Consider the following 13,303-nt stretch of genomic DNA (forward strand, 5'->3'; position numbering starts at 1 on the left):
GATGCCTTCCTCCCGTTGCCTGCCGCACTCACTTGCGGGCCGATCCGCCGTCTACAACGTCCAGCATCGCGCCGCGTTCACCGACGATGCGCAGTTCCGGCCGGTACATGTCCTCGACGAAGGTGCCGGGCACGGTGTAGTGGCCGGGCGTGACGACGCGCACCATATAGACGAGATTCAGTGGCGCCGAATCCAGCTTCACCGCAGCGACGAAGCGGTCGTCGCGGTACTCGCGGTGTTTCACCCCGTTGTCCATCAGCGTGTCCATCACGCGCAGCGACTGGCCGCCCGGCAACTGCAGCGTGAATTCGGTCGCCTGAGGTCCCTGCGACAGGTTCTGGTTCTCGATTTCCAGACCTGCCGGCAGGCGGTCGACGACCAGCGCGTCGTCGGCGCGCCGGGTCGGCCTGACCTCGACCCGTACCAGCATCAGTTCGCCCACTTTCAGCGCGCGACCGCCCCACGGACGCCCGTCGGCTTCGAACAGCGTGCGCTGCGCCGTGCCCAGTCCGTTATCCACCGGCGGCGCGACCTTCGGATAACCGGCGCCCTCGATCTCGACATAGAGCGGCGCGTCGCCGGTGTTGCTGATCATCGCGCCCTTGCGCGCCGCGGCAGCATCGACCGGCAGCAGCGCAGGCTTGTCGCCCTTGAAGTCCGCTCCGCCTTCCAGCGCGGCCGACCATGGCTTGCCGGCGCCCAGACCGGCCGCGCGGCCGGCCATCACCAGCGAGATCTGTTCCTGCGTCGACAGCCAGCGTCGCTTCGCCGTGTCATTCGACAGCTCGAACAGCAGATTGGCGGCGCGGTCGAGCTTGACCTCGTGACGGGCGAGCAGCGCGTACAGCGTGGCGCGGTCGCGCAGCGGACTGCCGTAATCGCCCAGCCATTCGTACTCGCTGTCGTTGCCGCGCAGTCCGTAGGGCTTGGCCAGCGCCTCGTCGAGCGCGACGCGCGAACGCGCCTCGTCGCCCATCAGCTTCAGCGCCAGACCGAGGTGGGCAAGCGCCAGTGGCGACTTGGCCAGCTGCCGGTGCTCGTCATGCAGCAGGCGCAGCGTGGCCAGCGGCGCGCGCTGCTCACGCGCCAGCACGTAGCCGAGGTGGGCGGCATTGGCGAAGCGAAGATGGGCGCCGCGCACGAGGTCCATCTGGCCGGGCTGGTTGCCCGCTTGTGCCGGCAACCGCGGCATCTGCGACGGCGCGAGCTGGAATTCCTTCAGCATCCAGTCGCCCAGTTTCTTCTGGAAGGCCTCGGGAACGGTGAAACCGCCCGCCTTGGCGTCGATCAGGAAACCGGCGACATAGGCACTGATCCAGTGCTCGTACTCGCCGCCGCCCCACATCGTCATGCCGCCGGAAGCGCCCTGCATGCCGGCCAGCCGGCCGATGGCGCCCTCGACCATGGCCGTGCGCTCCGCCCGGCTGTACTGTTTCAGCCTCAGTTCCTTCGCGTAGGCGTCGTCGATGATGACATGCGGCCAGGCGGAGCTGACCGTCTGTTCGGCGCAGCCGTAGGGGTAGCGCAGCAGGCCGCGCACGCTTTCGCGGATATTCAGCGGCGGGCTGGACGAGGCGCTCACGTTCAGCGTCGCCGAGGCCGGCCAGAATTTCTCCAGCAGCGCGACGTCGATGGCCTGACGCGTGCCCGGCTCGACCTTCAGGCGCAGCACGCTGCGTTCGAGCGCGACCGGCGGCGTCACCTGCAGCGCGGCTTCGCGTTCGATGTGGATCGGCTTCGCGCCGCCAGTGGCGTCGAGCACCAGCTTAAGCCGCGCCAGCCCCTCGGCCTCGACCGCCTCGGCGTCGAAGCGCAGCGTTTCGCGCTGCTTCGGCGCAAGCGTCAGCGTGCGTGTGCCGTCTGCGATGCGCGCCGGCGACTCGGCCGCCAGCATGAGTCGGATCTGCTGCGGCGTTTCGGTCAGATTGGTCACTTCGAGCGCCACCTTCGCGCTGTCGCCCGGCGCGATGAAGCGCGGCGTCGACAGCTCGGCGACGATGGGTGCCGCCACCGTCAGTTCGCGCTCGCCGTGGCCGTAGCGCTCGGGCGTCGAGGCGACCGCCATCAGGCGCAGGCTGCCGTTGAAGTCGGGCAGCGTCAGCGTGATCGCCGCCTCGCCCTTGTCGTCGAGCTTCACCGGGCCGGAGAACAGATCGACCAGCTTCACCTTCTTCGGCATGCTCTGCGAGTCGCGCATGCCGGCATCACCGCCCCACTTGAGCTTGCCGCGCGAGCCGTCCATCTTCTCGATCAGCCGGCCGTAGATGTCGAGCAGGTCAGGCGCATAACGCTGCTTGCCGAAGAAGTAGCCGTGCGGGTCGGGGGTGGCGAACTTCGTGATGTTCAGGATGCCCTGGTCCACCGCCGACAGCGTCACCCAGGCGGCCTGTCCGGTCGCGCCATCGACCTTCACCTTCACCGTGGTTTTCGTTTCCGGCTCGACCTTGGCCGGCGCGTCCAGCGCCACCTTGAGCCGGCGGTCCTCACGCGCGAGCGGGATGTGCGCTAATCCGAGCGCGCGCGCCGGCGTGACGCGGCTGCCCTCGCTGCCTGGCCGGAAGGCCAGCACCGACGCGTAGAGGTCGTGCCGGTTCCAGCTCTTGTCCAGCGGCAGGTCGATGGCGGTGCCGGCGGCACTCACCTTGACCCGCTTCGCCCACAGCACGCGGTCGCCCTCGATCAGCACCAGCGCCTCGCCGTCGTGCGGCGGCGTCAGGTGCGCCTTCACCGTGTCGCCCGCCCTGTAGGGCGCACCTTCGAGCCGCACCTGCACGCGGTCCGGCCGGTTGCCGAGCGCCTCATTGTCCTGCGCACCCCAGCCGGCGTAGAAGCGGTAGCGCATCGTGAGTTTGGTCTGCGGGTCGTCGATCTCCAGCCGGTAGCGGCCCCAGGTGACCGGAAAGCCGAGCTTGGTCTGCGCCTTCAGCGCGACGCTGCGACTGTCGACCAGTTCGTCGTTCTCGCTGAAACCTGAATGCCAGCCGCGCTGGTCGTCGAAGCGCCAGTAGTACTGACGCTCTTCCCTGAACAGCCGCACATTGGCCTTGTCGACAGGCGCGAAGGCGGCGTCGGGCAGGAAGCGGCCGACCTCGAATTCGGCCAGCGCCGATTCGCGCGCGACGTCGCCGTCGAACAGCGGACGCACGGCGATCAGCGCTGGCGCCGGCCACCACGCGCGCTCGATCGAACGCACGACCGGGCGACCGGCCGATTCCAGCAGGCTCAGGCTGACGCGCAGTTGCAGCGGCGAGCACGCGGTGCCCGGGTCGTAGGGCACTTCGACGGTCGCGGCGCCGCGGTCGTCGAGCGCAGTTTCCTCCAGCTCACGACGGCCCTTCAGCGCGTCGTCGGCGAAGTCGCCGAAGATGAAACCGGGCTTCTTCTGCGCCAGCGCGAAACGCTGGCGCTCGGTGGCGAGCGCGCCCAGCAGGCGGTTGCCTGAGGCCGGTGCGCCGAACAGGTAGTCGCCCTGCACGCCGATGTCGAAAGGCGCGCCTTCGGTCAGCACGCGCTCGTCGCTCTTCAGCGCGAGCTTCATCCGTTCGGGCAGGAATTCCTCGACCTTGAAACGCATGACGGCGTCCGGTCGCTTCGCCGCCGGATCGGCGCGCAGTTCCAGCGTCCAGGCGCCGGTCTGCGCGTCGGCCGGTATGGCCAGCGGCTGGCGGTAGTAACCGGGCTGTTCGCCCGAACTTTTCCAGACGCGCTGGCTCACGGTGCGGCCGTCCGGCCGCTTCAGCACCGCGGTGAGCGGCAGCGGCTCGATCGCGCGGCCGTCGGCGTCGCGCGCCAGCACCGACACGTCGAAGGTTTCGCCCGGCCGGTAGAGGTCGCGACCGCTGTACGCGAAAAGCCTGGTGCTGGTGGGCAGCAGGCCCGAGGTGTCGAACTCCGACAGGTCCAGCGCCGCCTCGGCCAGCGACACGACCGACAGTTCGCGTCCGCGCCGCGCGATCACCAGCCGCGCATCGGCCGGTGCCGCATCAAAGCTGGCGCGACCGTCGCCATCTCCCTTCACCGTCGCGACGCGCTTGCCGTCACCGTCGAGCAGTTCGAATTCGACGCCGTCGAGGGCGGAACCCGATTTGAGCGACGTGGCAAAGGCGTCGATGCGGCCGCCGTTGCGGTGCAGATGCAGGCCGATGTCGCTGACGTAGAAATAGGTGGTCTGGTAGTCGCCCGCAAAACTCCCAGGCGCGCTCATCACGGCGATGTAGACGCCGGGCTCCTTCAGTTCCTTGATGTTCTCGACCGGCAGGAAGCTCACGTGCCGGCGGTCCTTCTTGTCGTCCGTCAGGAAGCGGCCGAGATAGACGCTGGGCGACAGATCCTTCAGCCGGTCGAGATACCAGCCCGAGGTGCGGCCGCGAAGATCGACCGTTCCGCCGTCGTAGTACTCGTCGTCGTAATAGCTGGGCTCACCCTCTTCCGCCGCCTCGTTGCGGCGGATGCCATACACCTTGTCGAGGAAAGCGGGCAGCTGGGCCGGCTCGACGCGCAGGAACTGTACGTCGACCTCCGGCGTATTGACGGTGACGACCGGCAGGCCGCCGTTCTGGCCGGCCGGCAGCACGGTGCCGCGGCTGGCGAAGAAGTGCGCCGGCGGCATGTCCTCGACCAGCGTTTCGCACTGGTGGGCGCCGGCCAGCTGATCGCCGGAGCGCGCCGCTACGCCGGTGGCGATGTCGATGCGGTAGCGACGCTTCGGCAGCACGCCGGTAAAGAAGGCGACGCGCGGATTGTCACCGACGCGCCAGTGGCCGGCGACCTTGTCGGCGGCATCACGCCCGGCGTCCGCTTCGCCGAGGTCGGTCACCTTCATCAGGTCGTTCAGCGTCTGCCGTGCGGCGAGCGGCCGGCTGAAGGTCACTGCAAGCACCGGGCCCTCGTCGCGGCTGCGCGCACTGCAGCTCATAACGGCGAAGGGCGTATCCGGATCGTCGCCGATTGCCGCCACACCTGTCTCGGGCGTGCGCCCGAACTGCCACCATGCACCGGCCGATGCGGCCACCACGACCGCTGCCGCCAACCATCCGACCACCTTCCCGTTCGCCATCGCGGACCGCCCGTATGTCATGACGCGACGGATTATCCTCGCTGCCGGGGTGTAATGGCGGACGAATGCACCGGGTCGGCGTCGTTCTACACACTGCGACGGCGCCGACCTTCCCCGAACCACAGCCACGATCGCGAGCAAGCTCGCCCACACGGGAATTCGTCCTCGGCAGTGCATCGAGGGTGCTTTTCTTTACGGGAGCAAGCTTGCTCGCGATCGCAGTCCGGACCGAAGCGCCAGCCGCTCATCCGGCGGTGACGGCCGACGTGCGTGAGTCCATGCGTGGACGCGCCCGGTGCTCGCCGCTATGCTGCGCGGCCTGACGAATCAACGCTTTACCGCCATGCCCACGATAGAACTCCGCGGCGCCCGCCTCGCCGGCGCAGCCACGCTGCGCAGCACGCTCGCCGACCTGCTCGACCGCCTGTACGCGCGCGACAGCGCGCTCGATGCGTCGCGCCTGAAGGCGCTGGTGGTGACCGACGACGTCGCCGCGCCCGCGCAGGGACAGACCGAAGCACCACCGCTGACGCGCGAGGACGCCGCGGACGGCTGCACGATCACGCTGGCTGCGCACTATGTCGAACAGGCGCTGGGCGGCGACACCGACCAGTTGCTGCAGCTGGTGCACCTGCTGCACCGCGAACTGTGGCGCGGCCAGCTGACGCTCGACCCTGTCGCCGCCGCACCGGCCGACGCGCTGGCGGCGCAGTTCGCGCCCATCGTCACCCGCATGTTCGACGAATACCGCGCCAACCGCGCCAGCGCGTGGTCGCTGCCGGCCACGGCCGACCTGCTGCTGCCGCATCTGCTCGGCCTGCTGGAAGAACTGCCGGCCGCCTGCGAGCGGGCGCTCGCCGACTACCGGCTCGACGGCAATCTCGACGCGCTGGCCGGCATTTCGATGGCGCGGCTGGCGCTGCTGATGCAGACCACTGCCTTCAGCCTCGGCTACCTGGCCGGTCTCGGCCGCACCGTGGCCGACATCGCCCCCGAACTGAAGGACGGCATCGACGCCTCTCAGCTCGGCCGCGAATGGCCGCGCATCGCCGCGCTGCTGGCCGGCGCCACCGCCAGCGAAGGCGAAGCGCGCACGCTGCAGCTGGACATGCTGCGCACCCGGGTGGTCGCCGTGCTCGGCGCAATGGGCCTTACTGCGCGCCTGGGCGAGGACGGTGCGGTCTGGATGGACGTTGCCGACGCGTCGGCCGAAGCCACCGCCGCCGCGGTAGCGCGCATGGGCACGCTGCACTGATCGTTGACGCGGCGCGCCAGGGTCTCTGCAGAAAACGCCTGGCCGCTGCAATCCGCGGCCTTCGACGCCGCCCGCTTTCGCGGTCAAAGCGCCTTCCCACATAGCCCGCCGCGGCCACTTGTGGGAGCGGCCTTGGCCGCGACGCGGCGTAAGCAGTCCGAAGACGCCGGTCCGGGGTCAGAAGAGCCCTCCCACAAAGCCAGTCGCAGGCTCGCTCCGGCGCTGCGGATCATCGCCGGACCATCTGTCGGCGACATGAAAACGTCAAGTCCGCATCAACACGCTGAAACCGTCCAAGATCAGGCTGCGCACTCGGCAAGGAAGCAGATCACGGCACAGGATCTCTTTGCTGAAGTTTGCATACCGGTCACCGATACACGAGGCGCCTCCCCATGTCTCCCCGCACTCTGCACGACGCCGCGAACGACGCACTCTTCCGGCCCTTCCCGCTGCTGCGCCCGCGACCGCGGCTGCGCGCGGTCGCTCCGCCGGCGCTGCAACATGCGGCTGCGCTGCCGGTCGCCATCGAATTCACGATTGCCGCCGATGCGGCAGACCTCGCGGCGGCCGAGGCGCTGGTCGTGCGCTGCTATGGCTGGCGTGGCTATGGCGTCGAGCAGCGCGCCGCACGGCAGGGTGAAACGACCTTGCTGGCACGGCTGGATGGCGACGTGGTCGGCACGCTGACCGTGCGCTGCGGCACGCGGCTTCGTCTGCAGGCGGAAGCGGGCTATGCCGAACACGTGGGCGAGCTGCGCCGGCAGGGGCGCCGTCTGGTCGAATACACGCGTTTCGCCATCGAACGCGAGCGTGCACTGCCAGACGATCTCGCACCGCAACTGATGCGCCGCGCGCTGCTGCTGGGGCATGTCGCGCTCGGCGCCACCGACTGCGTGATCGAGGTCAACCCGCGCCACGCGCGCTACTACCGGCGCGAATTCGGTTTCCGCGAGTGCGGACCGGAACGCACCTGCGAACGGGTAGGCGCGCCCGCCCGACTGCTGCATCTGGACATGGTCGTGCCGCCGGCCTGCCTCGCGCACGATCCGCGGACACCGCTGCACTGAATGAGACGGCCCGCCGCTCAGCGGCCGCTGCTGCCCGGAGCCGGCACCTGTTCGGCCGACACCGCTTCGCCCTGCACCGCACGGATGCCCAGCGCGTACAGCCCGGCCAGCGTCTCCGCGTGTTCGACCGCCACCGCCATCGGTGTGATCGACAGCGCCGACGCAATGCCGGCCAGTGAGCTCACATAGGCGCCGGAATCCGGGTTCAGCAGCGCTTCGCGCGTCAGCGTGACCGAGAACTTCACGTGCGCCGGACGCAGGCGGCGCAGCAGCGTCAGCGCGTTCGCATGCAGGCCGAAATGCTTGATGCCCAGCGCCAGACCGTTGGCCTGTGCCTGATGGGCAAAGGCCTCCGCGGCATCCGGGTCACCGAGCAGTGCCGACTCGGGGAATTCGAGCACCAGCGTGCCGATGCGCGGGTCGTGACGGTAGCCGCGCAGCCAGCGCTGGATGTCGGGGTCGGTCAGCGTCGCCGCACCGACATTGACCACGGTGGCAATGCCGTCGCGACGCGCCTTCGCATGTTCCAGCGCGCGCATCAGGCAGGCGCCATCGAGCGCGGCCGACACGCGGGTTTCGCTCGCGTAGGCGATGTACTCGGCGGCGCGGATCAGGCGCTGGCCGTCGTCCAGCGTGGCACGCAGCTCGACGTGCAGCGGCGCTCCAATGTGTTCGCCATCGAGGGCCCGCGTGGTCTGTTCGGCAAAGGCGATGCGCCCGGCCCCGATCAGCTCGCGCACGCGGGCACGCAGACTGCCGCCGCCCGCTTCCGCCAAACGCGCGTGTGCCAGCACCGGCGCCGCGCCGCTTTCGATGCGCCACTGATGCAGCGCGCGATCGGCCGCTGCAAGCCAGTGCGCAGCGTCGCCCTCGGTGGCGCAGTCGGCCGCACCGGCCCGCCAGGCATAGGCCTGGCCTGCCCCGGCGGCGGCGGCGAGGCTGTTAAGCCGTGCGAGCAATGCCGTCAGCGCGTCGTGCGTCGTGTACTCGTCGGCATCGAACAGCAGCGCGAAGCAGGCACCCTCGACGCGGCCGCTCAGTTCAACCGTATCGATGGCCGCCATGAAACCGGCCGATTCGGTCAGCAGATCGTCGACCGCTTCGCGACCATACAGATGGTTCAGGTCTTCCAGCCCCTCGACGCGCAGCAGCGCCAGCCAGCCGCTGCGCGCACCGGCTTCGATGCGCGCTTCGAGCGCGGCGCGGAAGCCGCGCCGGTTCGGCAACCCGGTCAGTTCGTCCACCAGTGCCTGGTCGCGGAACTGTGCAGCGCGCCCGGCTTCGCTTTCGAGCGCGCCGGCCATGGCGGTGAGCATGCGGTTGAAGGCACCGACCAGTGGCTGCAGTTCGATCGGCATGCGCGTTTCGTCGATGGGCACAAACTTGCGCGAGGCAGCCGCGACCGCCGAGCGCTGCACGCGGCGCAGCGGACGCAGACCCCAGCGCAATGCCATCAGACGGAGCACACTGGCCACCGCGAGACCGCCGCCCATCCACAGCGCCAGCGTTTCGGCGACGGCCCAGAGCTGCAGCTGCGCCCAGTGCGGATGCGGCTCGACGACGACGCTGCCGGCAATGCGCCAGCCATGCATGATGTCGGCACTCTGCGCGCCAGCCGCCAGCGGCAGCAGCTCGCTGAACCATTGCGGCGCGCCACCGGCCAGCCGGGCCGGGGCCTGCCGCGCGGCGATCACCGCACCCTTGGCATCGCGCACCTCTATGCGGCGAAGGTAGCTCTGGTCGAATACCGGCTCGACCAGGCTTTCTGCATTCTGCAGCGCCGGTTCGCCGCCCGCGGTCAGCGCCACCGTCAGCGACAGCGCGATCGACTGCGCCTGGCTGGCCATCTGCGCCTCGACCCGGTCGCGCGACACCCACAGCGCGGTGGCCAGCGCCGCCGCGAAGGCGACGACACCGACGCCGAGCAGCGCGGCGAGCAGACGCAGGCGCAGGCTGTTCATCCGCGCACCTCGGCCTCGACCCGATCGAGCAGTTCGCGCCACTTGCGCAACTGCTGCGGCGAGCCCAGCTCGCGGTCGCCACCGCTCTGCACCTTCCACACGCGATCGTCATTGAAGCTGTAGACCGGCGTCAGGTCGGGCCGGTCGCGCGCCAGCATGAAACGCTTTTCGAGATTGTCGAGCACCCAGGGCTCGGCGCCGGGTTCCGGGTAGTAGGCGAGCACCATGTGGTTCTCCAGGCGTCCCTGGCGCAGCAGGCGCACATAGGTGATGCGCAGCTTGTCGGCCGGCATGCCCAGTTCGCGCAGCGCGAAGTACTTGGCCAGCGAGTAGTCCTCGCAGTCGCCGGCGGCCAGCGCGGCGAATTCCACCGGCGTCGCCCAGTAGTCCTCCGACTGCCAGAGCTGTGCGTCGGTCATGTAGCGCGCGCGGTTGGCGATCTGGTTGATCCGTTCGACGCGCACCGCCTCGTCGGCGATGCGGCCGGCGGCATTCAGCGCCTCGGCCAGTTCGGCCATGCGCGGCCCGGCCTTGTCGCCGAAACGCGCCGTCATTTTCTGCTGCAGCTCAGTGCGCACGGTGAGCAGATAGCCCTGGTAGGTGAACGCGGTCGCCTGCGCCGCCATGAACACCAGCAACAGGCAGGCGATCAGGCGCGGACGGGAGAACACGACAGTCAGGGCGGGCAACGGTGGCATGGCGACGGGGCAAAGGACAGTTCTCCTTTAACGGTCGTACCCTGCTCCCCCTTGATGCGGAGCGGGGTTACCAGAACTGCCATTGTGCCGTGTGCACCACCCACAGGCCCAGCAGCAGATTGGTCAGCGCGTGCGAAACGATGGGCAACCAAAGGCGCCCGCTCGCCCGGTACAACTGGCCGTAGGCCAGACCGGCAACGATGCCGGCCGCCCACTGGCCATGCTCGAAGCCGAAGGCGATCGAGCAGAACAGCATGCTGCGCAGCGTGACCGAGCGCGCGGCCACGGCAAGGAAATTCGGGGAATCGAGCCAGCGCTGGACGAAGGAGCGCCAGAACAGCTCTTCCATGACAGGCACGACGACAGCGGCGCCGAAGATGCGTATGACGACCATGGGCAGGATGAGCGCGCCGGCCTCGTCCAGGGGCTGGTAACCCTTGCCCGGCGCGAAGGCGAAGGGCGAGAAGTCGAGCCATATCCAGATCGCCCAGACGAGTGCGCCGGACAGCAGCGCCGCGACCCAGCCGGCGGCACCGGACAGCGGCCCGGACGGCGGAGCTTCGCGCAGCTCCACGTAGTCGCGCTGGAAGTACAGCAGAGCGACGATGACGCACGCGATCTGCACCGCATACATCCAGCGCACGTCGACGCCAGCCAGCTCGGCCAGCGGCGCGGAGATGACGAGGAAGACGATGTAGAGGGCGAACGGAATGACGCGTGCGAGCACTGCACGCCTGGATGCTGCGGTGGTCGGGCTCATCAGGGCCGTGGCGGGAAGGTCCGGAATGGCTGGATCATACGGCCGCCATGCAACATGGAAATGTCACCAACCGTTACAAGGTCACGCGGGTGTCGACTGCGCCACGACCGGCGCCCACACGGGTAGCCATCCCGGTTCGCCCGGCGCGGCCTGCCAAGGTGGCGCCGGTTCGCAGCCGGGCATCCACAGCGCCTCGCGACCGACTGCAAGAATGGGGGCGCGATCGCGCAACCAGGGCGGCAGGCCGCATTCCTGCGCGATCTGCTTGACGCCGGCACGCGGTCGTCCGGGACCGCGGCAGACGCGGTCCTTGGGCTGACGGGCACGTATCGTGAGCTGACCGACGGGCAATGCGGATGACGCAAACCCGCGCCCGATGACGGCGTCGAAACTCAGGCAGCCTGTACCCCAGACGATGGCCGTTTCGCCCTGCCAGACGACGGCTGCGGGCGGTGGCTGATCGGGCATCAGCCACAGCAGGCCACGATGACAGAAGCCGGCGACGCCGGCGTGTGTCACCGGGCATTCGGCACCCGGCTGCCAGGCGCGGATCTGGCGCAGCCATTCGTCCAGCCACGCTTCGGTTGGTGCAGTGCGGGCGCCGTGCACGCGCAGCAGGCGACGCAGCAGGTTGCGGCTGCGCGCGTCGTCGAGCGCGCGCAGGCCGTCGATCGACCAGGCCGTGCCCCATTCGGTCGCCGTTGTCAGCGCCGCCGCGTCATCATCGGCCAGACCGTCGAGCAGGGTCTGCGCTTCGGCCAGCCGGCGCGCGACGCCGGACATGGTTTCGGCGGCACGCGGCCATCGCGCGCTCAGTCGCGGCATCACCTCGCGCCGCAGGTAGTTGCGCGCGTAGCGGGTATCCGCGTTCGATTCGTCGTCGATCCAGACGAGGCCATGTTCGATCGCGCATGCTTCGAGCGCTGAACGCGCCAGACCGAGCAGCGGCCGCAACTGGGCCGGGCGCGCAGGAGTCGCTGGACGCCAGACCGGCATGCCGGCCAGGCCGAGCAGCCCGGCGCCGCGCACCATGTTGTGCAGCAGCGTTTCCGCCTGGTCGTCGGCGTGGTGTGCGGTCAGCAGCGCGTCGGCACCGAGGGCCTGCGCCTGCGCGTTGAGCGCCCGGTAACGGGCGTCGCGGGCGGCGCATTCAAGTCCGTCCGGGCTGGCCGTGTCGACCTGCACGCGATGCAGCGAGAACGGAATGCCGAGCGCAGCGGCCTGCGCGGCGCAATGATGGGCCCAGGCATCGGCGTTCGGGCTCAGGCCGTGATGGACATGCGCGCACGCAAGCCGCCAGCGACGTTCATCGCGGGCGGCTGCCAGTGCGTGCAGCAGTACGGTTGAATCGAGCCCGCCGCTGAGGCCGATCAGCAGCTGTGAGCCGTCGGCCAGATGCGCCGCCGTGCTGGCGGCGATGCGGGCGTAAAGATCAGGCGACCGCCTGCTCCTTGAACTTTCCATAGGACATCACGCGCTCGAAACGGCGCTCGACCAGCTGGGTGGGGGTCAGGTCGGCCAGCTGACGCAGCGATTCGGCCAGTGCGCGCTTCAGCGATGCTGCTACGGCCGCGTGGTCGCGGTGGGCGCCGCCTGCCGGCTCGTTCACGACCTTGTCGATCAGGCCCAGCGTCTTCAGTCGCGACGCGGTGATGCCCATGATCTCGGCCGCATCGGCCGCCTTGTCGGCGCTCTTCCACAGGATGGAAGCACAGCCTTCGGGCGAGATGACCGAGTAGGTGGAGTACTGCAGCATCATCAGCGTGTCGGCCACGGCGATCGCCAGCGCGCCGCCGGAGCCGCCCTCACCGATGATGGTGGACACGATGGGCACGCGCAGTTCGGCCATCGCGTAAAGATTGTGACCGATCGCCTCGGACTGGCCGCGTTCCTCGGCATCGATGCCCGGATAGGCACCCGGTGTATCGACGAAGGTGAATACCGGAATGCCGAACTTCTCGGCCAGCTTCATCAGGCGCAGCGCCTTGCGATAGCCCTCCGGGCGCGGCATGCCGAAATTTCGGAGGATCTTCTCCTTGGTGTCGCGGCCCTTCTGGTGACCGATCACCATGCAGGACTGGCCATTGAAACGGGCGATACCGCCGACGATGGCATGGTCGTCGGCGAAAGCGCGATCACCGTGCAGTTCCTGGAAATCGGAGAACATCAGGCGCAGGTAGTCGAGCGTGTAGGGGCGCTGTGGGTGGCGCGCCACCTGGGCGATCTGCCACGGCGTGAGCTTGGCGTAGATGTCCTTGGTCAGCGCCTGACTCTTGCCTTCGAGTCGCGTGATTTCCTCGGATATGTCGACAGCGGAGTCATCCTGGACAAAGCGGAGCTCTTCGATCTTGGCTTCGAGCTCGGCAATCGGCTGTTCGAAATCGAGAAAGGTTGTTTTCATCAGGCTGACCACAAACAAAGGTGCGCAATTCTAGCGCGTCGAGGGCGCGACGGCTCGTGCTGCGTGCAAGCGACCGCAGCAGCCGGATTACCTCTGTAAATCAAT

General features: G+C 68.9%; 8 protein-coding genes. 2 read left to right on the top strand and 6 right to left on the bottom strand.

Going from position 1 to position 13,303, the window contains the following annotated elements; translation table 11 throughout:
* Positions 1 to 28: 28 nt before the first annotated feature.
* Positions 29 to 5,056: an alpha-2-macroglobulin family protein gene (locus WJU27_RS07105; RefSeq protein WP_341421588.1), complete on the bottom strand. Its 5,028-nt coding sequence runs from the start codon at positions 5,054 to 5,056 to the stop codon at positions 29 to 31.
* A 343-nt stretch (positions 5,057 to 5,399) separates the two neighbouring features.
* Between WJU27_RS07105 and WJU27_RS07110 the strand changes: the two genes are divergently transcribed.
* Both WJU27_RS07110 and WJU27_RS07115 read left to right on the top strand, forming a co-directional pair.
* Complete coding sequence (locus tag WJU27_RS07110; RefSeq protein WP_341421589.1) at positions 5,400 to 6,311, top strand: hypothetical protein; 912 nt, start codon at positions 5,400 to 5,402, stop codon at positions 6,309 to 6,311.
* A gap of 392 nt (positions 6,312 to 6,703) precedes the next feature.
* On the top strand, positions 6,704 to 7,378 hold the full coding sequence (locus WJU27_RS07115) for an N-acyl amino acid synthase FeeM domain-containing protein (RefSeq protein ID WP_341421590.1): 675 nt from the start codon (positions 6,704 to 6,706) through the stop codon (positions 7,376 to 7,378).
* A 17-nt stretch (positions 7,379 to 7,395) separates the two neighbouring features.
* On the opposite strand, the gene WJU27_RS07120 is transcribed toward WJU27_RS07115, so the two are convergent.
* The 5 genes from WJU27_RS07120 to WJU27_RS07140 all read right to left on the bottom strand — a co-directional run bounded on the left by WJU27_RS07120 (position 7,396) and on the right by WJU27_RS07140 (position 13,198).
* Positions 7,396 to 9,339, bottom strand: a complete 1,944-nt coding sequence (locus WJU27_RS07120) for an EAL domain-containing protein (RefSeq protein ID WP_341421591.1) — start codon at positions 9,337 to 9,339, stop codon at positions 7,396 to 7,398.
* Positions 9,336 to 10,028 carry a transglutaminase-like cysteine peptidase gene (locus WJU27_RS07125; RefSeq protein WP_341421592.1) on the bottom strand — a complete coding sequence of 231 codons (693 nt, stop codon included), beginning with the start codon at positions 10,026 to 10,028 and terminating at the stop codon, positions 9,336 to 9,338. Before WJU27_RS07125 ends, WJU27_RS07120 begins: the two co-directional genes overlap by 4 nt.
* 76 nt (positions 10,029 to 10,104) lie before the next feature.
* Complete coding sequence (locus tag WJU27_RS07130) at positions 10,105 to 10,797, bottom strand: CAAX prenyl protease-related protein (RefSeq protein WP_341421593.1); 693 nt, start codon at positions 10,795 to 10,797, stop codon at positions 10,105 to 10,107.
* 81 nt (positions 10,798 to 10,878) lie between these two features.
* A complete protein-coding gene (gene tilS / locus WJU27_RS07135; RefSeq protein WP_341421594.1) occupies positions 10,879 to 12,261 on the bottom strand; it encodes a tRNA lysidine(34) synthetase TilS in 1,383 nt (460 codons plus the stop codon).
* Positions 12,230 to 13,198 (bottom strand): acetyl-CoA carboxylase carboxyltransferase subunit alpha, encoded by a 969-nt coding sequence (locus WJU27_RS07140; RefSeq protein ID WP_019918646.1) that lies wholly within the window; start codon positions 13,196 to 13,198, stop codon positions 12,230 to 12,232. Before WJU27_RS07140 ends, tilS begins: the two co-directional genes overlap by 32 nt.
* Positions 13,199 to 13,303: the final 105 nt, after the last annotated feature.

Source organism: Methyloversatilis sp. NSM2 (genome assembly GCF_038066675.1).
Lineage (GTDB): Bacteria > Pseudomonadota > Gammaproteobacteria > Burkholderiales > Rhodocyclaceae > Methyloversatilis > Methyloversatilis discipulorum_A.

Bases quoted from the DNA above. Each gene is read 5' to 3' on its own strand.
- tilS (WP_341421594.1), bottom strand. From the start codon at position 12,261: ATGGAAAGTTCAAGGAGCAGGCGGTCGCCTGATCTTTACGCCCGCATC.
- WJU27_RS07130 (WP_341421593.1), bottom strand. From the start codon at position 10,797: ATGAGCCCGACCACCGCAGCATCCAGGCGTGCAGTGCTCGCACGCGTC.
- WJU27_RS07105 (WP_341421588.1), bottom strand. From the start codon at position 5,056: ATGGCGAACGGGAAGGTGGTCGGATGGTTGGCGGCAGCGGTCGTGGTG.
- WJU27_RS07120 (WP_341421591.1), bottom strand. From the start codon at position 9,339: ATGAACAGCCTGCGCCTGCGTCTGCTCGCCGCGCTGCTCGGCGTCGGT.
- WJU27_RS07110 (WP_341421589.1), top strand. From the start codon at position 5,400: ATGCCCACGATAGAACTCCGCGGCGCCCGCCTCGCCGGCGCAGCCACG.
- WJU27_RS07140 (WP_019918646.1), bottom strand. From the start codon at position 13,198: ATGAAAACAACCTTTCTCGATTTCGAACAGCCGATTGCCGAGCTCGAA.
- WJU27_RS07115 (WP_341421590.1), top strand. From the start codon at position 6,704: ATGTCTCCCCGCACTCTGCACGACGCCGCGAACGACGCACTCTTCCGG.